Here is a 25,812-nt window from a genome sequence, read left to right on the forward strand (position 1 = left end):
GTGACCGTTTGACCTTAATACAACCCGAGCGGTATTTCGTCAGGACGGGCGAGCCGTTCGTCCTGCTGGCGCAATACCTGCACCTGATTGATAATGGCACTACCCTGCCGCCCCTGTTCGCCGAGGCTCAGGGTATTGTAGAGATGCTGTTGCAAAGGCCCCCACTGAAACAGTTCTGTTTTGGCATCGTAGATACCAACAGGCTTTCCAAACGGGGTGCTATGCGCTTTTCGCAGGAGCATCGTAGCTTTGATGTAGGTAGAGCATGGGATATGGTAGTACTGCTCCTTGAGCCGGTACACTACCGAAAAACGTTTCATGGATATTGGGAGTGGCTGTGATATTACGAGGTATAGCCCTGGCTGTAATGCCATCCTCTGCCATGCAGTTTTCGATACCGGTTGATGCCTATCTCACTTTCGGGTTCCTCTGTATTATACTCTTTTAATCCTTTGCTTTCGACCTGCTGCCTGATAAACGATAAGGTTTCGGTCAGATAAGCGATTTGTTGCTGTATAGAAGCTATATGATGTTGTAATGTATTCATTGGATTCAAATTTAATGTCTTTTGCTTAGGGCAGCCTTTTTATGGTCGGCCAATTAATTACACCTGTCTGATTAGGTCCGCCGGACCGCCTGGTCTGAGCAAAAACAGCGCAGGGTATTCACCTGCACCGGGTAAAATGTATTGATTAATAAACGGTTACCGGGTTAACACTACATTTTTCGGATTTGTTTAATCGTTTCAACAAAATCCGACTTTACCCGTCATTTTCCTTAAATTCACCCCTGTTGGCATTAGGATAATGCAAAAAAAGTCTTGTAAATTTGATTAAAGCATGGCAGGCTATAGTCTTGGCTGGTATTCCAAACCTTTTGAGAGCGAAATGAGTAAAGCATTTATGAGCTTCATCTAATTCTCTTTCTCATGAACAAGAAAGTTTCCCTGAAGGACATTGCGCAGCGGGTTGGGGTTTCCACCACGCTGGTTTCCTACGTGTTGAACAACCAGAAAGAAAACCGGATCAGAAAGGATGTGGCTCAGAAAATCCGGGATGTAGCTCAGGAACTGAACTACCGCACCAACCAGATTGCCAAAAGCCTGAAAACTAAAAAAACCTTTACGCTTGGCCTGATCGTAGCCGATATTGCTAACCCTTTTTCGTCCAGCCTGGCCCGGATTATCGAGGATGAAGCCGACCGGCATAATTACACTGTCATCTTCGGCAGTTCGGATGAAAACCCGCAGAAGTCCCGGAAGCTTATTGATACCCTGCTCAAACGGCAGGTCGACGGCCTGATCATTGCCCCACCCGACGGTGCCGCCTCACAAATTGCCGACCTGCAGCGGCACCATGTTCCGTTCGTGCTGATCGACCGGTATTTTCCGGATCTCAAGACCAGTTATGTCGCGCTCGACAACTGCGCGGCAGTATACGCTGCCGTCGATCACCTGATCGACAGGGGCTACCGGCGCATCGGTCTGGTTACGTTACAGTCCTCCCTTTATCACATGAACGAGCGGAAACGGGGTTACCTGGCCGCGTTAAAAGACCGAAACCTCACCTTCCACAAACACTGGCTCAAAGAGATATCTCCTGATATTCTGAAACCTGAAATCGAACGAGCGACCGACGATTTGCTGGCCGGCCCTCAGCCGGTGGAGGCTCTGCTCTTTACCAACAACACGGTAGCCCTTCACGGCCTCAAATACCTTCAGTCACTGCGGCTCCGCATCCCCGATGATCTGGCTATCGTCTGCTTTGACGAAACCGATGCCCTTGATCTGTTCTACACGCCGATCACGCACATCCGGCAGCCCCTGCGGGAGATCGGCCAACAGGCAACCCGGATTCTGCTCGAAACCATCGACAAGACCAACAAAATTACACAAGTCAACCTTCAGGCTGAGCTGGTTGTCAGAGAATCAACGTCTCAGATGGTATCAAAGCTTGTTCACGGCCGGTAATCGCCTTTGCAACAATGTCGTAGCTTAGCGACAAGTCCAGACCTGTCCCCTGCCCGGTAGGATTGGTGGTAAAGAAAGGCTGATAAATTTTATCCAAACTTTCTTCGGTTTAAATAGATCTCTGCACGTTATCCTCTACCTAGAATACAAAATTTTCCCGGTAAAAAATAAAACCAGCAAAGTACTACCGCACGCGGTAACAATTGCTAAATTGAATGCAAATTCGTAGCGGTTGACAGTACTAATCAATCATCACAGAGATGTCTGCCTGGAATTTTGAAAACGCCCGTCACCTGCTGACGCGTTGTCTGTTTGGCTATACACGGGGCGATTTGGACAAAGCCCTGTCGTACAGCACGGCCACCGATTTTGTCAGTAAGGAATTGCTGGCTGATAAATCCCTCCCCGACCCACCCGGAACCTGGGTGGCCGAAGCCCCTGTAGCTAATAACGGCACGGTAGACGGAACCCGCTACCGGGACCTGACCTTTTGGTGGCTCCAGCGTATGCTGACGGAACAAACACACATGCGGGAGAAAATGGTGCTGTTCTGGCACAACCACTTTACGTCTGACCGCGAAAAGGTGAATTTTCCGCAACATATGTACCAGCAGAATATGCTGTTCCGGAAATACGCTTTCGGCAATTTCAAGCAATTTACCAAAGACGTTACCATTGATCCGGCGATGCTCATCTATCTGGATGGCCGGCAGAATAACCGCAACGCGCCTAACGAGAACTTTGCCAGGGAACTGATGGAGCTCTTTACAGTGGGCATCGGCAATTACACCGAGGATGATATTAAGCAGGCCGCCCTGGCCCTGACCGGCTGGCGGGTAGATGGGCTCAAAGCGGTATTCAACCAGAATGGGTTTGCCAATACTAACAAGACGTTTCTGGGCAAAACCGGCAACTTTACCTACACCGACATTATCGATATTCTGTTTACAAAAGACATTCTGGCCAATTTCATCTGTCAGAAGCTCTACAAAGAGTTTGTGTACTACAAACCCAACGGTGCCTTTGTCAGCGAAATGGCAGCGGTGTTTAGGCAAGCTGATTATGAGTTGAAGCCGGTCCTGCAGTTTTTGCTGACGTCGGATGAGTTTTACCGGACCGATTACCGGGGTGCTAAAATAAAATCTCCTGTCGAATTGCTGATTGGCACCCTGAAGGCACTCAGCATCACCAACCCCGATTGGGGGTATGTAACTGAAGCCAGCCGCACCCTGCAGCAGCAGCTCTTTAACCCGCCCACTGTGCAGGGCTGGATTGGGCAGCGCGATTGGATTAGCTCTAGTACCCTCCCACTGAGGGGCAGCTTTACGGACTCGGTTATCAATGGCCGTCGACTGAATGGCCAGCGGCTGCCGTTTTCCATCGACGCGCTGACCTACGCCCGGAGCTACCCCAGTTCGGAGAAAGCGGAGCTGTTTGTCAGGGACGTAACGGACTACCTGCTTGCCTACCCGATTGCCCCTAAAAAACGGGAGTTTCTGCTCGACACCCTCCTCGATGGGACCATCAGCGAAAACTGGTCAACCAACACCCCCATGGCCGACGTCCGTATCCAGAAATTTTTGCGGACGGTCATGCGCCAGCCGGAGTTTCAACTATGCTAATCTCATGAAACGCAGCGAATTTTTACGTCAGTTAGGGCTTCTTTCCGGCGGAGTAGCGTTTGGGGTACAGGGGATGCCGGTTCGGGCGTTTGCCCAAAATCCATTACAGCTTGACCTGGAAGGCACTGATGGCAATATCATGGTGCTGGTGCAACTGGCCGGTGGTAACGACGGCCTCAATACCGTGATACCGTACCATAATGACACCTACTATGCCAAACGACCCAATCTGGCGATTCCAAAAACCAGCGTACTGCCGGTGACCGACCAGCAGGGATTTCATCCCGCGCTGAAGACCCTGCGGGAACTCTACGACAATGGGAAGGTATCGGTGGTACAGAATGTGGGTTACCAGAATCCTAACCGCTCGCACTTCCGGTCGACGGACATCTGGCAATCCGGTTCCAGCGCGACTGAGTACTGGACGGAGGGATGGGTAGGCCGCTACCTGGCCAAAGCTTTTCCGGAATTTCCGATGGCGCTGCCCCGGCACCCCATGGCGGTTCAGATCGGGGCTGTAGAGTCGATGCTGACCCTGAGTGGCATGGGGTCAATGGGCGTGGTGTTCGACAATCCGGAATCTTTTTACCAGTTGGTGAAAGGCACACCCGCCGAAACCGATCCGATTGAGAATACCATTGCCGGTGAGGAACTCCGGTTTCTGCAACAGATCGCCCTGCAATCCATTCAGTATTCCGACCTTATCAAACAAAAAGCCGATACGGGCCAAAACGCTATCACCTACCCGAATACCAACCTGGGGCGGCAACTGGCCATTGTGGCAGAACTAATTGCCGGGGGGATGGAGACACCCGTATACCTGACCACCCTTGGCGGCTTCGACACGCACGCCAATCAGGTGGTTAACGGTAACATAACCAACGGGACGCACGCTACGCTGCTGAAAACCATTGCCGATGCCGTAGCCGCTTTCCAGAAAGACCTCGACAAACAGGGCCTGGCTGATAAGGTGACGGTGATGACCTTCTCGGAGTTTGGCCGGCGTGTGAACCAGAACGGTACCCTGGGCACCGACCATGGTACGGCGGCTCCGCTGTTTGTAGTGGGCAACACTGTACGGGGCGGGTTTGTCGGCTCCGTCCCGAATTTGACCAATCTGGATTCAAATGGCGACCTGAAATTTACCAATGATTTCCGCCAGGTATACGCCAGTGTGCTACGCGACCATATGGGAGTCGATGTAGCGACGACCCGATCAATTCTGGGGCAGGAGTTTGAGACATTACCTATTTACCGTCGGTCATCGGCTACGCTGCCGTCGGCCGACGGCGTGGTGCTGGAGCAGAATACACCCAATCCGTTCCACGATACCACCGAGATTGTATACTCACTCAGCAAAGCCCAGTACGCACGACTTGCCCTATACGACATACAGGGCCGTGAGCTGTTGGTACTGCGCGAAGGCAGTCATGACAAGGGAACTTACGTGGTACGGGTGGATGGATACCTGCTGGTACCGGGATATTACCTGTACGGCATACAGACCGACGCCGGCCGCAAGGTACTTCGCCTGATCAGGACCTGACCGGACGCACACTCAAAAAGCAGAAAAGCCTGCGGTTGGTAAGCTGACCCTAAATTCAGTATACTGCCCCTCTTCGGTTTGTACACGAAGTTCACCCCCATGGCCTTTGGTCACAATATCGTAGCTGAGGCTTAGGCCCAACCCGGTTCCCTGACCAGTAGGCTTGGTGGTAAAGAAAGGCTGATAAATTTTCTCCACAATATCTTTCGGTATTCCTGTACCATTGTCTTTTACCTTTAGCTCCACCTTTCCATTCCCCGCATGGGTAGTTACCTCAATGTGGGGCTGGTAATCTGCTTGTCCAAGCTGCTTTTGTCTTTCCTGCGTAGCATAGAAAGCGTTGTTAAATAGATTCAACAGCACACGACCCATCTCCTGCGGAGCTATGTTTACATAGCCCAAAGCAGGATCAAAATTCAGTTGCAGGTTGGCGTTATAGTTTTTGTCTTTGGCCCGTAATCCCTGATAGGCCAGCCTCAGGTACTCATCAATCAAGGCGTTCAGGTCGGTGGGCTGCTTTTCTCCGCTGCCGGCGCGGCTGTGCTGGAGCATGCCTTTGACGATGCTGTCGGCCCGTTTGCCGTGGTGGTTTACTTTCTCTAGGGTTTCTTTTAAGTCACCGGCGATCTCCAGCACATCCTCAGTATGGCCAGCTTTGGCTTCTTCGACCAATTCCTCAACCAGTTCGGTACTTACTTCGGATAGGTTGTTCACAAAATTCAGTGGATTCTGGATTTCGTGGGCGATACCGGCGGTAAGTTCTCCTAGCGAAGCCATTTTCTCTTTTTGGATGAGTTGCTGCTGCGTGGCCTGCAACTGCTCCAGGGAGCTCTGTAATTCGGCCGTTCGCTCGGCCACCCGATTTTCCAATTCATCGTAGGATACTTTCAACGAAGCAGCCATCCGCTGTAGACTTCGGGCAAAATAGCCCAGCTCATCCTGACCTAATACAGGCACCTGGGTGTCAAACTCACCGGCTTCAATCCGGCGGACCGTCGACAGCAACATACCTAAAGGTCTAAGCAGACCAATCCAATAAAACAGGACGAACGCGACGAGAATAAAGATTGTTGCCCCCGGAATCAGCCAGGCAAAGACGCTAAGCTGGTATTGGACCGTTGCATCATTTACGCCCTCTTTGTATTCGGGTGCAAAACCGCCATACAGGAGAAACGGGAGAATGCCCAGCAGCGCCAGCGTGGTAGCCAGGGGCAGGGAGACCAGCTTTACCTGAAAAGTAGTTACTTCTTCGGCATAATTTAAATGCAGGATCAGGATTCCTAAAAGCAGCACCATCTGACCCAAGTGGTAGATAAGCGGAGAGACCGATATGATCGCGCCTAAAACAAAGGAGAGCCAGCAGGCAAATAGCAAAGCCAGTATTTGCAGCGACCGGGCCGATCTTGCCTGATTAATAGGTGTATTTTCCCTGATACGCTCCTGCTCCCTGAACCTATTGGTAGATCTTCTCAACAGCACCACGACTGTCCAGGCATGGAAGCCTATAACCAGGATAAAAGGATAAAAGACAGGGCTAGTAAACGATAAATTTGTGATGTTCTGGCTTTGATAGGTGATTAGCCATACCAGCCCTGCTGTCTCCAATAAAATTATACCAATTGCTTCCCGATACATTGGTTTTCCCCGGTAGGTATACGCACACCACGTCCAGAAAATGGTTAACGCTGATAATAAAATTGTGTGCGCAACCCGGAAGTACATATAGACGGCAGGCTTACTGGAGGTGACGCCAATATCGACCAGATAAACGAGCATGTTGAGCCCTATATAGGCAGCCATCAGCCAGGTATCCCGCGTTTTGCCCTTCAGACTCAAAAAATAGCCCAGAATCAGGAGGGAAAGCGTAAACTCAGCCATGGTGGCAATCGAAGCCGCATAGAAGCGGTAGTTTTCCCGCTCCAGTAGGAGTTGCATTACTGACCGCTCCATAACCGTGGTTTTACAAACACAAATGATGGCGCAGCAACAAGGTGGAACAACATAAGCAGGCTACAGACAATCTTCATACGGGTTCAGACTGACAATGTATTTGTAATTTAGGCAATTGCCCGTATTTACAGGGCCAGCTACCGCCAAAAATTTTGCTGGTCGGTGCCTGTACCCCGGAATTATATTCCTAGACACGGAGGTCACAGGCTAAAGCCCGTCTTCGAGTTAGCAACAGGTATCCCTTACCTTGAGGTGCATATATCGCTTAAAATCTTTCTGCAGCCGATAAGTCATGCCCATCGCGACCCCCCGCAGGCAGGGAAGGTCCACCACCAGCAGTACCAGGCCAACCACCAGGTACAGTACCCTATTGCCACCGGCCGAAAATCCCAGCCAAAGCAGCTTACCAGCACAACCCAGGAAGCTCAGAAATAACAGACCGAACAGCGGACTGGGTTTGATCTGCACCACCAGTCTGGCCGTTCCGTTTGCAGCCGGATACAGGGTACCGGTCAGGGAAGCGCCACTGACCTGGCCGCGGATGATCATGCCGGACGAACTAGCCTTTACGGAAAAACAGGAAGATCCAGCCGACCGGCCAAGTACCGGATGAACCTGTGGGTTATGTTGACTGCTGAAGGGACTACCCGGTTGCAGCACGGTTTCGGCCGGACGGTTGACATCAAACGTCAGGGTCTTGGGGAAAAACGGGGTTAGCAGATCGGTAAACATGGCGACAGGTGTTAAACTGTGACACCTTTGTATCCCAATCAGCTGCGCCGGGTTATCAGATTACGCCAACATTTTTGTAATATTTGCCTGTTTAAGAAAGATTGCCTGCCATAGGCAGCGTAGCCGTAATACCGTCAGGAGATGACTAAATCCATTTCGACATTGAGCCTGTTTCTTTGCTGCCTTACAGGCTTCCTGCTCCCCAACCCTGCTCTGGCGCAGCAAAAGCCAAAAGCCCTGCGCCCTAACATTACCATCGAGAAGTATATGACTGTAGGCCCAGGCTGTGTGCGGCTGCTGCAGGATCCCGTCAGCAAAGACTTCTTCTATACCACCTTTCCTGGTGAGGTCTACCGCGTCAGCACCCGAACGGGCAAACCGGTAGCTACCCGAATACTGTCAGATAAGGATCACGGCATTACCCGGTTACAGGGAGCTGCGTTCAACGGTAACGCGCTGTTTCTGGTCGGCAACATCAGCGTCAACCAGGGCAAGGGTACCAAAGGCCGGATGGTGCGGTACCAGTTTCAGCCATCTGGCAAGGGCACTATGTCCGTCGTGTTTATGACGGATGATGTGGGCAGTACCAAAACCCTGTACGACCACGGCTTCAACGGCATTGCCATCAGCCCCGACGGTAAATATGCCTACGTCAGCAGCGGAGCCCGCACCGACCACGGCGAGGTGCAGGACAACGACGGCCATTACCCCAACTCCCGCGACGAGCCCCTCACCGCCTGCATTCTGCGCATCCCCACCGATGCGACCAACCTGCTGCTCCCCAACGACGATGCCAAACTGAAGGCAGCTGGCTACCTGTTTGCGAAGGGAATCCGTAATGCCTATGACCTGGCTTTTGCGCCGAACGGTCACCTGTTTGCCGTGTCCAACTCCAGTGACTATGATCACCCGGAAGATATGTTCTGGCTGCGGGAAGGCCACCACTATGGCTTTCCGTGGGTAATGGGCGGTGTTGATAATCCGCAGCAGTTTCCCAACTGGGATGCCGACCCGAAGAAAGATCCATTTATCAATACCACCAGCCACGCCCACACGGCCAAATACTTTCATAACGACCCCAAATTTCCGAAGCGACCAGCCAAAATCACCCCTTCCGTTCAGAACCTGGGGCCCGACGCCAACCAGTACCGCGACCGGTCAACCGGCCAAATCAAGGATGCCGATAAGGAGGGCATTACCCTGGGCACCTTCACAGCCCACCGCTCCCCGCTGGGGCTAGTGTTCGATACAGACAGTGTACTCAGCGGCAACATGAAAGGTGATGGCTTTGTCCTAAGCTGGAGCAACGGCCGGAAATCCCCACTCATGCGACCCATTGCCCTGGACGGTGAAGATATGCTCCACCTGAAGCTGACCTACCGACGCGATACCGACAATTATGTGGTGCAGACCACCAAGATTGCGCAGGGCTTCAACAGCCCCACTGATGCGCTGATGATAGGTAACGTCATCTACGTGCTGGAATACGGCAATCCCTCCGGCAGTATCTGGAAAATCACCCTGCCCGGAAGTAAGGCCGCAGTTCGTAGGTAGCGTGCAGCCTTTTTGCCCACAGCGGCTATGGGAGGGTGTAAAACTGGTACGTCAGCGTCCAGGTAACTGTTTTACCCGGCTCCACTCGCACCCCAATGTAAGGCTCCGGCGATAGATTGGCCGGGTTTGACCAAAACGCCAGTTTCGACAGTGGCCGGTCGGCGGTGACACGTACCCCGGCTTTTGTCTTCGTATTTTCAACCCGGATATCGTAGTCGTTGGTGCTGGTGCCATAACCCTCCAGGATCACATAGATCTGGTCGCCCCGCTGCTGAGGTCGCAGATACACGAGTTCATTGCCACGGGTTTCCAGCAGGCCAGCTTTTTCGCCGGTGGCTTTCAGGGTAAAGGGAAATCTGACCACAAAATCAGGCCCGGTCGGCTGCTTATCCAGCATAAAGAAGTTATGGTTATAGACGTTAGTCTCGATCAGCCGCGAACCGGTGTTTTCGAGACTATGCGCCAGCACAAGTTCCGGCTTGCCTTTGACGAGCCGCAGAGACTTACGGTAGATGTACGAGTGCCCCTCCTGATCGGTCAGGTAGTGCATAAACTCGGCGCGGTCGGGTCCTGTAGTAACCGTCCATTTACCGGGATTAACCAGTTCATAGGGTGTCGTGAAGTGATAAGCTTTATCGTCGAGCCGGCGCAGCACCCCTACCCCAATCTTCAGAAAGTTTTCGCCCGGCCGGGCAGCCTCGTAGCCGATAGGCCCAAACTCCTCTACCGGTCCGGTGACGGCATCGTGCATCTTGGGATCATAGGGCCCGAACCACTTTCCAAAATAGGTATGCCCTTTATACTCCAAGCTGGCAATCAGCCCCGACCAGTCGAAGCGGACACCCCGGTAGTAGCCCTGCTGCTCATCGGGCAGATACAGTTTGGCCCGGATCACGTCATTGACAATATCCACCTGCGGCACGGCATCCGGCTGAGCCGCAACACGACCGAAAAGGCAACCAAACAGACTGATAGCAAAGACTAGCTTCTTCATGGCGAATAAGGGTGTCAGGTTCAGTAAGGAAATAGTTAGCCGATTTAGTCATTATTCGGCAAAAGACAAATTTCCTCACTGAATAGTCCACCCGCCATCGATCATGAGCGTTTCGCCGGTAATGAGGGAAGCAGCGGGAGACGCCAGAAATACAACCGGACCTGCTACCTCTATAGGTTCACCGATCCGCCCCAGCGGAATCCGCTGTCGCACCGACGCACGGAATGTCTCATCGTCCAGCCACTTTCGGGTGCCGGGTGTTTCGATAAAGGTTGGAGCAACGGCATTGACGGTAATGTTGTAAGGTGCCCATTCCAGAGCGAGGCATTTGGTCAGGTGCGATATGCCGGCCTTGGTCATGCAGTAAACCGATTCGGTGGGTAAGGCTACGAAGCCAGCCTGCGAGCTGATGTTAATGATCCGCCCCCGGCGCTGCGCTATCATGATCTTCCCGACCGCCTGCGACGTAAAGAACGTACCCTTCAGATTGACGTCGAGGGTATAGTCAAAGTCCTCCTCCGTTACATCTTCCGCCTTGCTGGGAAAGCCAAGTCCGGCATTGTTCACCAGAATATCAATCCGGCCAAAGTGACGATGTCCGGCGGCTACGGCCTCCCGGATCTCCGCCAGGCGGGAGGTATCCATCTGCACAGGCAGTACTTCCCGACCCATCTGCCTGATTTGATCAGTTACATCTCCACCGGTGTTTCTATCCCGAAGGCCTAAAATAACATGGGCACCAGCCTCCGCCAACGCTACCGCACAGGCTCTGCCGATGCCTTTGGCCGCACCCGTAACCAGCGCGACCTGTCCGTCTAAATTGACTGTCATTATCCGTTCGAACGACTCAAATTATCAACTTACTCGTCCAGCAGTTCATACGCTCCGGCAGCCGCAATACCACCGATAAAATACCAGGCTACGGTCATGGCCATGGTCTCGCGGGTGCGATTGGTTGGCGCTTCGCCCAATTTCATCGGACCCGGTAAGACCAGGGCTCCCACGCCGGCCAAAGCCCCTAGTGCAGCGCCAAACAACATAGTGTCTTTGCCTTTACTCAGGCCTACCAGACTATAGTAGAGGGAATTGGACACCACATCGCCCGCCAGCGCCATCTGGTGCAGAGTATCTTCGTCAGGCAACTCCTTATTGGCAGCTTTATAGCCTTTGGCAATAGCCCGCATGCCCAATATATCGGCGCGGGGTGCTTCCGGAACAAACCGGCGGACCGTTTCGTGGAGGAGCGTCAGCGCAATGGCTCCCGTCAAGCCGCTAAGCAGTGATTTTTGTACATTATCCATAAAGTAGGTTAGCTTTTGTTCTGGTAAAGCAAAGGCCATCCCGATGCGGGATGGCCTTCAATCCATAATTTTTACAATTAATACGGCTGTGCCGGATGTGACGTTTCTTTGGCTGCTTCCACGCCTTCTTTAGGCGAAGTAGCGCCAATCGGACCTTTGTCATCCTTAGACTTGGACGCTTTTTGCAGACCTTCTGCCACCCGGCGACCATAATCTTCGTCGGCCAGCGTGAAGTGCTCAATCATCTTGTCCTGAATGCGCTTGTCGCAGGTAGCCAGGGTGTTCACCAAGTTATTAATCAGGTCATCACGCTCCCAGTCTTCAAAGTTGCGGTAGGTATCACCGGCTTGCTTGAAGTCATTGGTACGATCAATTTTCTGCCGTACCAGGCTAGCCTCATAGCGAGGGGTATAGTCCTTTCCGGGCTTTGGCGCTTCTTTCAGGCCGCCCAGGAACGATGGCTCATAATTAATATGCGGGTTCTGCCCTTCGGCGAAGTCCGTCCTGAACGACATCTGACCTCCGCGCTGGTTGGTAGCCACGCGCGTTTTAGGGGCGTTGATGGGCAACTGCAGGTAGTTGGCTCCTACGCGGTAGCGTTGGGTATCCGAGTAGGATAATGTCCGGCCCTGCAGCATTTTGTCATCAGAGAAATCAAGGCCGTCAACCAGTACCCCGGTACCAAACGCCGACAATTCTACTTCATTGAAATAATCTACCGGGTTGCGATTCAGAGTCATTTTGCCTACCGGCAACCACGGAAACTGCTCTTTTGGCCACAGCTTGGTGTCATCCAGCGGATCAAAGTCTAGTTCCGGGTGCTCATCGTCACTCATGATTTGGACACAGAGTTCCCACTCGGGGAAATTTCCATCCTTAATGGCTTCAAAGAGATCCTGGGTAGCATGGTTGAAGTTCTTGGCCTGAATCGCTTCGGCCTCGGCCTGGGTTAAGTTCTTAATCCCTTGCAGCGGTTCCCAGTGGTACTTCACCAGTACGGCTTCGCCATCGGCGTTCACCCATTTGTAGGTATTTACGCCCGAGCCTTGCATCTGGCGGTAGTTGGCCGGAATCCCCCAGGGCGAGAACAGGAAGGTGGCCATATGGGTCGCTTCCGGCGTATTGGCGATAAAATCGAAAATACGCTCCCCGCTCTGGATGTTGGTCACCGGATCGGGCTTCTGCGAGTGAATCAGGTCCGGGAATTTCATGGCATCCCGGATAAAGAAAATCTTCAGGTTGTTGCCCACTAAATCCCAGTTACCATCCTCGGTGTAGAATTTTACCGCAAAACCGCGTGGATCACGCAGGGTTTCCGGCGAGTGGGTGCCGTGGCCCACCGTGGAGAAGCGGACAAATACCGGCGTCTGTTTCCCTTTTTCCTGGAACAGCTTAGCCCGGGTGTATTTGGCAACCGGCTCATCGCCCACCGTACCATAAGCCTCAAAAACGCCGTGCGCACCCGCTCCGCGGGCGTGTACGACACGTTCGGGAATCCGCTCTCGGTCAAAGTGGGTGATTTTCTCAATAAAATGGTAATTCTCCATGGTGGCCGGCCCGCGATTACCCACCGTCCTGATGTTCTGGTTGTCGGTTACCGGGTGGCCCTGACGGGTCGTTAAGGTCTGATCACCATTACCGCCCTGGTTTGAATGTCCGTTGGACTGACCATTGGTCTGGCCGTTGCCGGCCTTCTTGTTTTGATCTTCCATAAACTTTGAGTAATTAAAAAACGATTGGCTGGTTTAAGGGGCTTACACTATGTATCAACTAGATTTAACAGGATCAGCCCGGAAGTGTTCGGAAAATAGGGCGTAAATTTTCGGAGGAAGCCAACTCAAGCGAGAAGCCTGTAAAGATCTCTCTTACCGAGAGACGTTTACAGGCTTCTTTCCGTGCCGGTTACTCAAAGATGCATGGGGCAACCACTGGTTTATGACCGGGCAAACTGCTTCTCCAGCTGGCGATTCAATTTGGCGGCCACGCTGCTGATCAGAGCGCCCCAGTTGTCGCCGGTATCCTCGGCAAACACATCATTGCCGGGTACACCATACTTGACCCGGTACGATTTATCATTGGGGCCATGACTTTCCTCCAATCGCATGTATACTTCGGCGGTAATTACATCTCCGCTATAGTACCGGCGCAGTTTGCCGAGCGATTGCAGGATACGATCCCGCAGCCCATCTGTCAGATCAAAATTTACCGCCTGAATATCTAATCGTACATCATCTAAACTTTCCTGCTTACTCATTGGATTCACGGTTTTCAGTTCAACATTTTACATCCGCTGCCGGCCACCGAACGGATTCTTTCCGGACCGGCTCGTCGTCAACACGTACATAGTAAAACCGAATCAGCCCGTTTTGTTTGGAAGAATCTCGCAACGGCCCGGCGCAGTGCAGTATTTTATCCTAAAAGATGCTTTATTTGTGCAAGTCCTAACCGATATACCTCAATCTGCCCGGATGGCACCTTCCGAACTTACCGCTATTTTTTCATCTCTCTCATCACTCCGGGTCGGCGTCATCGGCGACTTTGCCGTTGACCTGTATTTTGCCATTGACAAAAATTCCGGCGAATACTCCATTGAAACCGGTAAAGCGGTGCATTGGGGCTCGCGGCCGCAGGCTTCGCTGGGCGGAGCCGGCAACGTGGTGGCCAATCTGGCGGCCCTGGGTATCTCCGGCATTTCAGTCTTTGGCTGCACCGGCAATGACCTGTACGGGCGGGAGATGCGGCACTTGTTTCAGCAGGTCGGGGCAGATACCCATTCACTCCTGGCACCGGCCCAGGGCTGGGATACCTGCACATACATTAAGCCGATGGCCGGCCCGACGGAAGAAAACCGGATCGATTTTGGCACCCGCAACACCCTCCCGGATGAAGGGTTTACAACCCTGCTGCAAAATCTCCGAAACCAGTTGCCTTACCTCGACGTGCTCATTATTAACCAGCAGTTCCTGTCGCCCCTGGTGACGGCCGAACGGGTCGGGAAGCTGAATACGCTGATGGCGCTATATCCTAACTGCCGGTTTGTGGCCGACCTGCGCCACCATGGCAACGCCATTCGGGGGGCTATCCTGAAGGTAAATACCAAAGAACTGGCGGTGCTGCGCGGCATTGACCACCCCGATACACCCTCTTTGGACTGGTGCAGCGAACACGGCCGGGCGTTGAACGAGCACATCCAGGGACCCGTTCTGATCACCCGTGGTGAACAGGGCATTGCGTATGTCGATGGCCCGGACGTTCAGGTAATCGACGGTCTGGCGCTAACGGGCGAACTGGATACTGTTGGGGCCGGTGATACGGTGGTGGCAACCTTTTCGGCCTGCATTGGCGCGGGCGTCAGCCCGGCCCAGGCCATTGAGATCGCGAATCTGGCGGCTGCCGTTACCGTGCAGAAACTACACCAGACCGGCACGGCCAGCCCAGACGAAATTCTGGCGCTGACCAGGTTACCACTAGCCCAGTAACTATTTATGGACGAGGAAAAAATCAGTCAGCTTCGTCAGGAAGCCTATCTCCACTTAAGCGAAGAACTACTTCCCTTCTGGACTAGTCGCTGCATCGACAAGGCAAATGGCGGCTATATCACCCATTTCGATCAGCATGGCCAGGATACCGGCGAAGACGAAAAATCGCTGATCGCCCAGACGCGTTGCCTGTATACCTTTGCCTCAGCGCACCGGGCTGGCCACGGCAATGGCGAACTCGCCGACCTGGCCCGACACGGGGCCGATTACCTGCTGGAGCGGATGTGGGATCCCGAACATGGCGGTTTTTACTGGATGACCAACCGCAACGGCGAGGTGCTGAACGATCAGAAAATTGTATACGGCCAGAGCTTCGCCATGTACGCCCTCAGCGAATACACCCTGGCTACCGGCGACCAGCGGGGCATTGTCTTTGCCGAAGAAGTCTTTGACCTGCTGCAGAAATACGCCACCGATACCCACTATGGCGGGTACTTTGAAATGTTCCACCGCGACTGGACACTGAAAGGTCCAGGCCCGGCGGGTGGCGACCGCAAAACGCTCGACGCGCATATGCACCTGATGGAGGCTTTCACCACGCTGTACGAGTGCAGCCAGCAGGATGTTCACCGGCGCAAGCTGCTGGAGGTGATCGAACTGCTGGTCCGCAAGATCATGCACCCGCAGTACGGCACCGGCGTTCCGCAGTTCTGGCCCGACTGGCAGGTAGCGCCCCAGATCAAATTCGACATCATCTGGGGCTGGGACCGCTTTACCGAAGACGGCGTCAAGCATGAAGCCGAAGACAACACCAGCTACGGCCACAATGCCGAGTTCGCCTGGCTGCTCATCCACGCCCTCGACGTATTGGGTATCCCCTACTCCACGTATAAAGACCAACTGGAAAAATCACTCAATCATACTGCCGATCATGGTGTCGACTGGGAATATGGGGGTGTATTTGTGGAGGGCTCCCATGCCGGTACCGTTTATGACCGCGAGAAGGAGTTCTGGCAGCAGGCTGAAGTGCTGATCGGATTCCTGGATGCCTACCGGTTTCTGGGGGATGAAAAGTTTGCCAGAGCCTATGAGAACGTCCACCGGTTTGTCTTTGATAAGATGATTCTGCACCACATTGGCGAGTGGTGGCCACTGATGAACCGCGAGGGCACCGAGCCCATCTGGACGCACATGAGTCACTCCTGGAAGATCAACTACCATACGGTACGGTCCATGGTTCAGGTTGTTAAAAGGCTGGATGGGTTGCTGTAAAACGGTCCGGACACCCGGCTCTTTGGATAAGTTACCTCGAAACGGAATGCAATTCCGTTTTACAATTCGTTTATTTGATACGTTCATTTTACCCCTGGATACCCTATGAAAGTTTTGTCAACGCTGAATGACCCTGTTTTTGTACCCAGACCACACACGTCACTTGATCGTTTTTTCCTGCAGTTTATCAAAGATGAGCGTGATCTACCCTTCGCGTATTTAACGCTCAAGATTACTCTGACCCTGATCCCGCTGGGTGTTCTGCTGTACATGCCGTTTGTCACCGGATGGGTCTGGTGGGCTATTGCCTGGACCTACCTGGTCTTAAATAACCTGGTATTTAAAGGGCCGTTTGGCCTGATGTTCCACTGTGTTAACCACCGGCCGTTCTTTAAGCCAGAGTACCAGTTCATGAACAACTACCTTCCCTGGGTAGTCGGTCCTTTCTTCGGGCAAAGTCCGGAGACCTATTACGGTCACCATATCGGTATGCACCATGTAGAAAACAACATGCCGGAAGACGAGAGCAGCACCATGGACTACAAGCGGGATAGTCTGCGGGATTTCTTTCGCTACTACGCCGACTTCATGCTCAACGGCATCAAAGAACTGCTGAGCTACCTGAACCGGAAAAACCGGCAGAAAATTGCCCGTAAGGCGCTTATCGGCGAATTAAGCTTTTACGCGTTTTGCCTGGTTTTGTGTCTGGTTAACTGGCAGGCAACGCTCGTCGTATTTATCATACCGTTCTTTATTTTCCGGCTGATTACGATGCTGGGTAACTGGACGCAGCATTCGTTCGTAGACCCGGTCGATCCCGGCAATCCGTACAAAAACAGCATTACGTGCATCAACGTCAAATACAACAAAAAGTGCTGGAACGATGGCTACCACATCAGCCATCACTGTCGCCCGGCCATGCACTGGACCGAACACCCCGGTTTCTTCCTGAAAACCATCGACAACTACGCCAAAAATAAAGCAGTGGTATTCGACGGCCTGGACTTCCTGAAGGTCTTTTATTACCTGATGAACAAACGGTACGATGTACTGGCAAAGCACGTGGTCAATATCAACGGCACATTCCAGAGCGACGAGGAAATTATTAACCTGCTGAAATACCGCACCCAGCGTATTCCGACGACCAGCGACGTTCAGTCGAAACTGGCAACCGCTTAAGTAATAAGTCACCGGATGGATAAGTAAAAAATTGAGGACATCTGCTCTTTAGTGGTATATGAACAGCCGCTCCGGGTGCCGGGCGGCTGTTCATTGTTCGCTTGCCGCAACCAACCACCTTGTCCCATTCCATCGAATGATTCAGATTGACTACGCGTTACAACCCGCCGATTTAACCAACAAACTCACCCGCTTCTGGGAGCTGTCCGGACAAAAAATTAACCTGATCGAGAGCCAGTACGACGTTTCCAAAGGCTCGCCCGTCTTCACCGTACAGGGCCGGTATACCACCCGTGGCTGGACAGAATGGACGCAGGGCTTCCAGTTCGGCTCGGCCATTCTGCAGTACGACGCCACGGAAGAAGAATCGTTTCTGGAGTCGGGCCGACAGAAGACGCTACAGGTGATGGCCCCGCACATCAGCCATATCGGCGTACACGACCACGGCTTCAACAACGTTAGTACCTACGGCAACCTGCTGCGACTCATGCAGGAGGGTAAGATTGGCTTTAATGAGTGGGAAAAGAACTTCTACGAACTGGCCCTGAAAATCTCCGGGGCCGTACAGGCCAGCCGCTGGACTACTATCAAGAATGGAGCAGGGTCCGCACCGGCGGACCGGCTTGCCGGCTTTATCCACTCCTTCAACGGCCCTCACTCGCTCTTTGTCGATACCATCCGCTCCTGCCGGGCGTTGATGATTAGTCACCGGCTGGGTCATGTTTTCCAGGCCGAGAACGACATAAAAATCAACCTGCTCGACCGGGCCTTGCAACACATCAAAGCCACGGCTGACTTTTCCGTTTTCTACGGCGAAGGCCGCGACTCCTACGACATCTGGGGCCGTACTGCTCATGAAAGCGTATTCAACACCAAAGACGGCAACTTCCGCTGCCCCAATTCGCAGCAGGGCTATACCGGCTTTAGTACCTGGACCCGCGGACTGGCCTGGGCTATGTGCGGATTCCCCGAAGAACTCGAATTTCTGGCGACGCTGGACGATAGCGAATTGGCCCCCTTCGGCGGCCGCGAGGCCATTGAAGCCTATATGCTGAAAGCCGCCCGTGCTACCTGCGACTTCTACATTGAGCATACGCCCGTTGATGGTGTTCCGTACTGGGACACCGGTGCTCCCAATCTACACAAACTCGGCGATTACCTCAGCCGCCCGGCTGATCCGTACAATGAACACGAACCGGTGGATGGCTCAGCGGCTGCCATCGGCGCGCAGGGCCTGCTGCGGCTGGGCAAATACCTGACCAGCAAGGGCGATGCCGAAGCGGGCAACAAATACTGGCAGGCCGGTCTGACGGTTCTGAACACCATCTTCGACGAGCCCTACCTCAGCACTGATCCGAACCACCAGGGCCTGCTGCTGCACTCCATTTACCACCGCCCGAACGGCTGGGATTATATCCCCGAAGGCAGCAAAATCCCGTATGGCGAATCGAGCATGTGGGGCGATTATCACGCCCGCGAAGCAGCACTCTACCTGCAGCGCGTTATCAACGACGAAACCTATTACACCTTTTTCGGAGCCGTACAATGAGCGCCAAACCGCTAACCGACCTGTCGCGGCTCTGCGTGCATACCATCACCACCAAGCCGTGGACCATTGAAGAAGCCGCTCAAAATTATTCCAAAATGGGCATTGGCGGCATCACTGTCTGGCGCGATACCCTCGCCGGCCGCTACATCCGGCACACCGGCCAGATGCTCCGCGACCACGGCCTGACCGTCGTGTCCCTCTGCCGGGGTGGTTTCTTTCCGAACGCCGACGCAGCCGGCCGGCAGGAAGCCATCGACGATAACCGCCGGGCCATCGAAGAAGCCGCCGAATTGGGCGCTCCGCTCATCGTGCTGGTCTGCGGAGCCGACCCGCGTCAGCCACTGACCGAATCCCGCAAGCAGATTCAGGACGGTATCATGGCCGTACTACCCCAAGCCGAAGCCGCCGGGGTAAAACTCGCCATTGAGCCCCTCCACCCGATGTACGCCGACAATCGATCAGCCATCAATACCCTAGCGCAGGCGAACGACATGGCCGAAGCGATCAACTCGCCCTGGGTAGGGGTGGCCGTGGATGTCTACCACCTCTGGTGGGACCCGACGCTGGAGCAGGAAATTGCCCGCTGCGGCCGGAACGGCAACCTCTACGCCTTCCACATGTGCGACTGGAAAACGCCGACAACCGATTTCCTGCTCGACCGCGGCCTAATGGGCGAGGGCTGCATCAACGTCCCACAGATTCGCAGCTGGGTCGAAGCGGCCGGTTTCGACGGGTTTAATGAGGTAGAAATCTTTTCGACTGCTCATTGGGCCAAAGACCAGCACGTTTTTCTGGACGAAATTAAGCAGGCGTACCTGCACCACTCATAATTACCAACCGAACATACCCCCATGCAAGAACACAAAGTAGGTATCATCATGAACGGCGTAACGGGCCGGATGGGTACCAACCAGCACCTGCTGCGCTCCATTGCCGCCATTATGAAACAGGGTGGCGTAAAAGTAGGGGCCGATGAAGTGATCATGCCCGATCCTATTCTGGTCGGCCGCAACGCCACTAAGCTGGAGCAATTATGCCAACAATCCGGCGTTCAGAAATTCACCACCAACCTGGATGAAGCCTTAGCCGATCCGAACAATATTATCTATTTCGACGCTCAGACCACCGGCCGCCGGGCCGACGGTGTACGCAAAGCCGTAGAAGCCGGTAAGCACGTCTATTGCGAGAAGCCAACGGCCGTCAGCACCGAAACGGCGCTGGAACTCTACCATCTCTGCAAAGAGGCCGGGCTGAAAAACGGCGTGGTGCAGGACAAGCTTTGGCTGCCGGGCATCATGAAGCTGAAGCGGCTGATGCAAAACGACTTCTTCGGCAAAATTCTGTCGGTGCGCGGTGAGTTTGGGTACTGGGTATTTGAGGGTCATTCCATTCCGGCGCAGCGGCCGTCGTGGAACTACCGCAAAGAAGACGATGGCGGTATCATTGTGGATATGCTTTGCCACTGGCGCTACGTGCTGGACCAGGTATTTGGCAAAGTAAAAGCGGTATCCTGCCTGGGTGCCACTCACATTCCGGAGCGCATCGACGAGCAGGGGCGTCCCTATAAGTGTACCGCCGATGATGCCGCTTACGCTACGTTTGAACTCGAAAACGGCATTATTGCCCAGTTCAACTCTTCCTGGACCGTCCGCGTCCGTCGCGACGATCTGCTGACCCTGCAGGTCGACGGCACCAAAGGCTCCGCCGTGGCCGGTCTGCGTGAATGCTATGTTCAGCATTACGGCAACACCCCCAAACCCGTCTGGAACCCGGATATCGAGCAGCCGATCAAGTTTTTCGAAGGCTGGGCGAAGGTACCCGAGCAGGAGCTATTCGACAACGCCTTCAAAGCGCAGTGGGAGCTGTTCCTGAAGCACGTGGTGAAAGACGAGCCCTTCCCCTGGACGCTGTACGAAGGCGCTAAGGGCGTGCAACTGGCCGAAAAAGGACTCGAAAGCTGGGCGAAGCGCTGCTGGGTTGATGTTCCTGAACTGTAAAACGACACCCCCTGCCCCCCTTGTTAGGGGGATAGCTGGCGCACACTATCGCTAACGCATGATTTGCTTACGCCTAACATCTACGGACTTCTAAGAGCTTTCATGTAGCCAATCTAGAGAAATGCTTTTGCCATAGGTCAGGAGTAGCGAAGCTATCCCCCCTAACAAGGGGGGCAGGGGGTGTAAAAAACTCCTAAAATGAAAAAAGTAGCATTTGTCACCGGCGGCAGCCGGGGTATCGGGTTCGGTATTGCCGAACACCTGGCCAAAAACGGTTTCGATCTGGCCATCAATGGTGTCCGTCCGGAAGAATCCGTCACCGAAGCACTGGGCCAGTTGCGCCAGGCTGGAGCCGACGTCATCTACTGTCAGGGCGATATAGCCTCGCGGGAAGCGCGGGAAGCGATGCTAGCACAAATCAAAAGCCATTTCGGGCGGCTGAATGTGCTGGTTAATAATGCGGGGGTAGCCCCCAAAGAGCGTCGGGATATACTGGAAGCAACGGAAGAAAGCTTCGATTACGTCATATCGACTAACCTGCGCGGAGCTTACTTTTTAACGCAGGCAGCGGCTAACGTCATGATCGAGCAGCAACGGGTTAATGATGACTTCTTCGGCTGCATCATTAACGTATCGTCCATCTCGGCGACGGTCGTTTCGGTGAATCGGGGCGAATACTGCATTGCCAAAGCGGGACTCAGCATGGCCACCCAGCTTTTTGCCTCCCGGCTGGGTGAGTTTAACATCCCCGTCTACGAAGTACGGCCGGGCGTCATCAAAACCGATATGACTGCGGGCGTCACCGACAAGTACGACCGGCTCATCGAAGGTGGCCTTTGTGTGCAGAAACGATGGGGCTATCCGGACGATGTCGGCAAGGCTGTGGCGGCTCTGGCGCGGGGCGATTTCCCCTACTCCACCGGGCAGGTCATCATGGTCGACGGTGGCTTGACCATGCCCCGTCTGTAACCTTTTCCGACTAAGTAAGTAGGGTTACTGCTTTTTTTGATTTAGAGAAGTAAGACGCTGGATACTAGACACTGGACTTTAGACTTGTAGTTATCCTATAATCCTTTATTACTAACGTAATTCTTCGTCTAAAGTCTGGTGTCGAACGTCTTAAAAATAAACCCTTATTCCGCATGAAAGACAAACACGATTCAAGAAGAGAGTTCCTGAAAAAAGTCACGGTCGGTTCGCTGGCGGCCACTGCGGTTCCTGGCCTGGCCATGGCCGGTGCTGACACGCCCATCGGCAGCAGTAACGTCATGCCGACGATCATTCCCTCGAAGGTATTCGGGGCCAACGACCGTGTCCGGGTAGCGGTACTCGGCGTAAATGGCCGGGGCAAAGACCATATTTCCGGCTTCATGCGCCATCTGGAGAACAAGGTAGAGGTGGTTACCCTTTGCGATGCCGATAACGTGGTGCTGCAGGAGCGGGCGAAGGAGTTCGAGACCAAGTACAGCAAAAAGGTAAAGACCGAGCAGGACCTGCGCCGGGTATTCGACGATAAGGAGGTTGATGCCGTCAGCATCGCCATGCCGAACCACTGGCACGCGCTGGCGACGATCTGGGCCTGTCAGGCGGGCAAAGATGTGTACGTGGAGAAACCCGGTTCGCATACGTTCATGGAAGGCCGCCGGATGATCGAAGCGGCCGAGCGCTACGACCGCATTGTCCAGCATGGCGTGCAGCTTCGCAGTTCGGAGGCCATGAAAGAAGCCATCCAGCACCTCCGCAACGGTACCATCGGTAAGGTATACATGGCGAGAGGGCTGGTGTTTAAGTGGCGGCCCGACATTGGTAACCAGGGCAATTCACCCGTTCCCGAAGGGCTCAACTGGGATCTGTGGCAGGGGCCAGCGCAGGCAAAAGCGTTCAGCAAAAACTATGTACACTACAACTGGCACTGGTTCTGGGACTACGGCAACGGCGATATCGGCAACCAGGGTATCCACGAAACCGACCTTTGCATGTGGGGCCTCGATGTAGGACTGCCGGAAGAAATCTCCTCATCTGGTGGCAAGTTCCTCTGGAATGACGTTAAGGAGACTCCAGAAGTTCTGACTACCACGTATAAATACCCCAAAGAAGGTAAGGTAATTCAGTTTGAGGTGCGCCCCTGGATGACCAACAAGGAAGACGGCGTCGAAGTCGGCAACATCTTCTACGGCGATAAAGGCTATATGGTCATCAACGGCTATGCGGATTACAAGATCTTTCTGGGCCGCGACCGCCAGCCGGGTCCCGCCCGCAACGCCGGTGGCGACCACTACAAGAACTTTATTGACGCCGTTCGGGCCCACGACAAGAAACTGCTGAACGGACCGGTCGAAACGGCTCACCTGGCATCGGGTATTGCGCACCTGGGCAATATATCGTACCGCCTGGGTCGCACGCTGAAGTTCGATCCGCAAAAGGAGCAGTTCATCGGCGATAAGGAAGCCAACGCCATGCTGACCCGCAAATACCGGGCGCCCTATGTTATTCCGGATAACATTGCAGCCCCGATTTCCAAGCGATAGTTTTTCATGCAAAGCCACTAAAGCGCAGCCTTCTCTTTGTGTTGTAGTGGCTTTGCGTGAACCTTTTGTCTTTATTTCCTACTCCCCGTCTCATGCTTAACCAACCTGTCACCCAACCAGACGCAAGCGTTCAACCCAGTGTCGTCCGGCAATTGTTATCCATACCGGTCATGGTAGCGGCCCTCGGCTACCTCGTCGATATGTACGATCTGTTTCTGTTCAGCGTCGTGCGCGTACCCAGTCTCAAAGCCATAGGCGTAACCGGCGACGCCCTGTTATCCGACGGTATTTTTCTGCTCAATATGCAGATGGCCGGGATGCTGATCGGGGGCGTTTTCTGGGGGGTTATGGGTGATAAGCGAGGTAGACTTTCCGTTTTATTTGGCTCTATCCTGCTCTATTCACTGGCGAACATCGGCAATGGCCTGGTCAATACGGTCGGTCAATACGCCCTGTTGCGGTTTATCGCCGGGGTAGGCCTGGCCGGGGAACTCGGTGCGGGCGTTACGCTGGTGACCGAGGTACTGCCGAAAGAGATCCGTGGGTATGGCACCACCATTGTCGCCACTATGGGTGTACTCGGAGCCATTATGGCGTATTTTGTAGCTGACCTTTTCGACTGGCGTATTTCGTACTTTATTGGCGGTGGACTGGGCCTGATGCTGCTGGTGCTGCGGATCAATGTATTTGAATCCGCTGCCTTTGTTAAGGCGAAAGAGAAGAGCGTGGACCGGGGCAATCTATTGATGCTGTTCAACAACAAAACCCGTTTTCTGAAATACCTGCAGTGCATTCTGATCGGCCTGCCGATCTGGTTTGTGGTGGGTATTCTGATTACCTTCTCCCCCGAGTTTGGGCAGGCACTAGGTCTCTCGGAGCCGGTGGTAGCGGGTAAGGCGGTGATGCTGGCCTTCACAGGGCAGGTATTCGGCGATATTGCCAGTGGTTTCCTGAGTCAGTACCTGAAGAGCCGTAAGAAGGTCATTCTGCTGTTTGTCCTGCTGTCGTCGGTGTTCATCGCGGTCTACCTGCTGGCCCCGGTCAAAGACATCACGGCATTTTACATTATCTGTACCCTGCTCGGCTTCGCCAACGGGTACTGGGCCCTGTTCGTGACCATTGCCGCCGAGCTGTTCGGCACCAACCTGCGTGCTACGGTAGCCACTACGGTGCCCAATTTTGTCCGGGGGGCGGTCATCCCGCTGGCCAGTCTGTTTACGCTGTTTAAGCCGTCAGTGGGTACTGTCAGCAGCGCCTTACTTGTCGGTGGCCTGACCTTAACCCTCGCCCTGGTTGCCCTTTTCTACCTGGAAGAGACGTTTAAGAAAGATCTGGATTATGTAGAGAAGTAAGGACTATCGCACAAACCGGTACAGATACGGAGCCTTGTTAGCCGCGCCCGTATATTTCTTCTCCAGCCGCTCCAGCACGTTCATGTCCAGAATCTTTTTCTGAAAGTTATTGCGGGCAAAGGGTTTGTCAAAAATCGCTTCGTACAGCTCCTGCACTTCCCGCATGGTAAACGTGTCCGGCAGCAGGTTAAACGCAATCAGCTTTTCATCGAGGTTCGAGCGCAAGGTGTCGAGCGCTCTGGCCACGATTTCGTTATGGTCCATGATCATCGGCGGCAATTGCCTGATGCTATACCAGCCGATGGATTCGTCAATCTCGTGCTTCTGCGGGATTACCTTGTTGATGTCCACCAGCGCGTAATAACCAATGGAGATAAAGCGACGGGTTACCCACTCAAATTCTTTCTGGTTAAATCGGTTAGCCCCCAGGGTTTCCTCGTTCAGTTCAATCAACCGTTCCAGAAAGGGTTTGTTGGTGCGGCCGGTATCGCCGAATACCCGAAACTGCTCCAGGTAAATGTCTATGATGCCGGTCCGGGATTCCAATATACGATGGGCGGCCTCATCGATGCTTTCGTTCTGGTCGATAAAGCCGCCGGGCAGCGCCCAGAAGTCACCCCGGAAATTGAGTTTAGGCACCAATACTTTAAGCTGCTTATCCTGATAGCCAAAGATGACGCAATCAATGGAAAGCTGTTGAATGTAGTTTTGCTCGCTGGGCGAATGCATAAAGCGTCTGTTTATACCGGTAAGCGGTCTCACCACAAACTTATAGGTTCTTACCATTT

23 protein-coding genes are annotated in these 25,812 nt (G+C 53.6%); 13 read left to right on the plus strand and 10 right to left on the minus strand.

Annotation, left to right across the window (positions count from 1 at the left end):
* Positions 1 to 14: 14 nt before the first annotated feature.
* Positions 15 to 320 (minus strand): hypothetical protein, encoded by a 306-nt coding sequence (locus tag ABD949_RS24210; protein ID WP_345247863.1) that lies wholly within the window; start codon positions 318 to 320, stop codon positions 15 to 17.
* Positions 321 to 343: 23 nt separating this feature from the next.
* Positions 344 to 547 carry a hypothetical protein gene (locus tag ABD949_RS24215; RefSeq protein WP_345247865.1) on the minus strand — a complete coding sequence of 68 codons (204 nt, stop codon included), beginning with the start codon at positions 545 to 547 and terminating at the stop codon, positions 344 to 346.
* Positions 548 to 928: 381 nt separating this feature from the next.
* Here ABD949_RS24215 and ABD949_RS24220 point away from each other — a divergent pair, with 381 nt between their 5' ends.
* From ABD949_RS24220 to ABD949_RS24230, 3 genes are all read left to right on the plus strand, one after another.
* The gene (locus ABD949_RS24220) at positions 929 to 1,969 is read left to right on the plus strand and encodes a LacI family DNA-binding transcriptional regulator (protein ID WP_345247867.1); all 1,041 of its coding nucleotides are present in this window, start codon (positions 929 to 931) and stop codon (positions 1,967 to 1,969) included.
* Positions 1,970 to 2,229: 260 nt separating this feature from the next.
* A complete protein-coding gene (locus ABD949_RS24225) occupies positions 2,230 to 3,591 on the plus strand; it encodes a DUF1800 domain-containing protein (protein WP_345247869.1) in 1,362 nt (453 codons plus the stop codon).
* A gap of 4 nt (positions 3,592 to 3,595) precedes the next feature.
* Entirely contained in the window at positions 3,596 to 5,137 is a 1,542-nt protein-coding gene (locus ABD949_RS24230; RefSeq protein WP_345247871.1) for a DUF1501 domain-containing protein, read from the plus strand.
* Between the two features lie 12 nt (positions 5,138 to 5,149).
* Here ABD949_RS24230 and ABD949_RS24235 read toward each other — a convergent pair whose 3' ends face one another.
* A complete protein-coding gene (locus tag ABD949_RS24235) occupies positions 5,150 to 7,087 on the minus strand; it encodes a HAMP domain-containing sensor histidine kinase (protein WP_345247873.1) in 1,938 nt (645 codons plus the stop codon).
* 225 nt (positions 7,088 to 7,312) lie between these two features.
* Positions 7,313 to 7,819 (minus strand): hypothetical protein, encoded by a 507-nt coding sequence (locus tag ABD949_RS24240; protein ID WP_345247875.1) that lies wholly within the window; start codon positions 7,817 to 7,819, stop codon positions 7,313 to 7,315.
* 141 nt (positions 7,820 to 7,960) lie between these two features.
* Here ABD949_RS24240 and ABD949_RS24245 point away from each other — a divergent pair, with 141 nt between their 5' ends.
* Complete coding sequence (locus tag ABD949_RS24245; RefSeq protein ID WP_345247877.1) at positions 7,961 to 9,373, plus strand: PQQ-dependent sugar dehydrogenase; 1,413 nt, start codon at positions 7,961 to 7,963, stop codon at positions 9,371 to 9,373.
* Positions 9,374 to 9,398: 25 nt separating this feature from the next.
* On the opposite strand, the gene ABD949_RS24250 is transcribed toward ABD949_RS24245, so the two are convergent.
* The 5 genes from ABD949_RS24250 to ABD949_RS24270 form a co-directional block, all read right to left on the minus strand.
* Positions 9,399 to 10,367, minus strand: coding sequence for a hypothetical protein (locus tag ABD949_RS24250; RefSeq protein ID WP_345247879.1), 969 nt, complete (start codon positions 10,365 to 10,367; stop codon positions 9,399 to 9,401).
* Positions 10,368 to 10,442: 75 nt separating this feature from the next.
* Positions 10,443 to 11,198: an SDR family NAD(P)-dependent oxidoreductase gene (locus ABD949_RS24255; RefSeq protein WP_345247881.1), complete on the minus strand. Its 756-nt coding sequence runs from the start codon at positions 11,196 to 11,198 to the stop codon at positions 10,443 to 10,445.
* A gap of 29 nt (positions 11,199 to 11,227) precedes the next feature.
* Positions 11,228 to 11,668 carry a hypothetical protein gene (locus ABD949_RS24260; RefSeq protein WP_345247883.1) on the minus strand — a complete coding sequence of 147 codons (441 nt, stop codon included), beginning with the start codon at positions 11,666 to 11,668 and terminating at the stop codon, positions 11,228 to 11,230.
* 77 nt (positions 11,669 to 11,745) lie between these two features.
* Complete coding sequence (locus tag ABD949_RS24265) at positions 11,746 to 13,380, minus strand: catalase (protein WP_345247886.1); 1,635 nt, start codon at positions 13,378 to 13,380, stop codon at positions 11,746 to 11,748.
* 221 nt (positions 13,381 to 13,601) lie between these two features.
* Positions 13,602 to 13,922 carry an HPF/RaiA family ribosome-associated protein gene (locus ABD949_RS24270; protein WP_345247888.1) on the minus strand — a complete coding sequence of 107 codons (321 nt, stop codon included), beginning with the start codon at positions 13,920 to 13,922 and terminating at the stop codon, positions 13,602 to 13,604.
* Between the two features lie 178 nt (positions 13,923 to 14,100).
* Between ABD949_RS24270 and ABD949_RS24275 the strand changes: the two genes are divergently transcribed.
* The 9 genes from ABD949_RS24275 (at position 14,101) to ABD949_RS24315 (ending at position 25,024) form a co-directional block, all read left to right on the plus strand.
* Positions 14,101 to 15,147, plus strand: a complete 1,047-nt coding sequence (locus ABD949_RS24275; RefSeq protein ID WP_345247890.1) for a bifunctional heptose 7-phosphate kinase/heptose 1-phosphate adenyltransferase — start codon at positions 14,101 to 14,103, stop codon at positions 15,145 to 15,147.
* Positions 15,148 to 15,153: 6 nt separating this feature from the next.
* Positions 15,154 to 16,419, plus strand: coding sequence for an AGE family epimerase/isomerase (locus ABD949_RS24280; protein WP_345247892.1), 1,266 nt, complete (start codon positions 15,154 to 15,156; stop codon positions 16,417 to 16,419).
* 105 nt (positions 16,420 to 16,524) lie between these two features.
* The gene (locus tag ABD949_RS24285) at positions 16,525 to 17,598 is read left to right on the plus strand and encodes a fatty acid desaturase family protein (protein WP_345247894.1); all 1,074 of its coding nucleotides are present in this window, start codon (positions 16,525 to 16,527) and stop codon (positions 17,596 to 17,598) included.
* Between the two features lie 136 nt (positions 17,599 to 17,734).
* On the plus strand, positions 17,735 to 19,147 hold the full coding sequence (locus ABD949_RS24290) for a glycosyl hydrolase (RefSeq protein ID WP_345247896.1): 1,413 nt from the start codon (positions 17,735 to 17,737) through the stop codon (positions 19,145 to 19,147).
* A complete protein-coding gene (locus tag ABD949_RS24295) occupies positions 19,144 to 19,977 on the plus strand; it encodes a sugar phosphate isomerase/epimerase family protein (protein ID WP_345247898.1) in 834 nt (277 codons plus the stop codon). The genes ABD949_RS24290 and ABD949_RS24295 overlap by 4 nt, the downstream gene beginning before the upstream one ends.
* A gap of 21 nt (positions 19,978 to 19,998) precedes the next feature.
* Positions 19,999 to 21,144 carry a Gfo/Idh/MocA family protein gene (locus tag ABD949_RS24300; protein WP_345247900.1) on the plus strand — a complete coding sequence of 382 codons (1,146 nt, stop codon included), beginning with the start codon at positions 19,999 to 20,001 and terminating at the stop codon, positions 21,142 to 21,144.
* 198 nt (positions 21,145 to 21,342) lie between these two features.
* Positions 21,343 to 22,113 (plus strand): 3-ketoacyl-ACP reductase, encoded by a 771-nt coding sequence (locus tag ABD949_RS24305; RefSeq protein WP_345247902.1) that lies wholly within the window; start codon positions 21,343 to 21,345, stop codon positions 22,111 to 22,113.
* Positions 22,114 to 22,286: 173 nt separating this feature from the next.
* Complete coding sequence (locus ABD949_RS24310; RefSeq protein ID WP_345247904.1) at positions 22,287 to 23,672, plus strand: Gfo/Idh/MocA family protein; 1,386 nt, start codon at positions 22,287 to 22,289, stop codon at positions 23,670 to 23,672.
* Positions 23,673 to 23,764: 92 nt separating this feature from the next.
* Positions 23,765 to 25,024, plus strand: a complete 1,260-nt coding sequence (locus ABD949_RS24315) for an MFS transporter (RefSeq protein ID WP_345247906.1) — start codon at positions 23,765 to 23,767, stop codon at positions 25,022 to 25,024.
* 3 nt (positions 25,025 to 25,027) lie between these two features.
* Here the strand turns inward: ABD949_RS24315 and ABD949_RS24320 are convergent, their stop codons facing one another.
* Entirely contained in the window at positions 25,028 to 25,753 is a 726-nt protein-coding gene (locus ABD949_RS24320) for an NUDIX hydrolase (RefSeq protein ID WP_345247908.1), read from the minus strand.
* Between the last annotated feature and the right edge of the window lie 59 nt (positions 25,754 to 25,812).

The sequence above is a fragment of the Nibrella saemangeumensis genome, assembly GCF_039541915.1.
Lineage (GTDB): Bacteria > Bacteroidota > Bacteroidia > Cytophagales > Spirosomataceae > Nibrella > Nibrella saemangeumensis.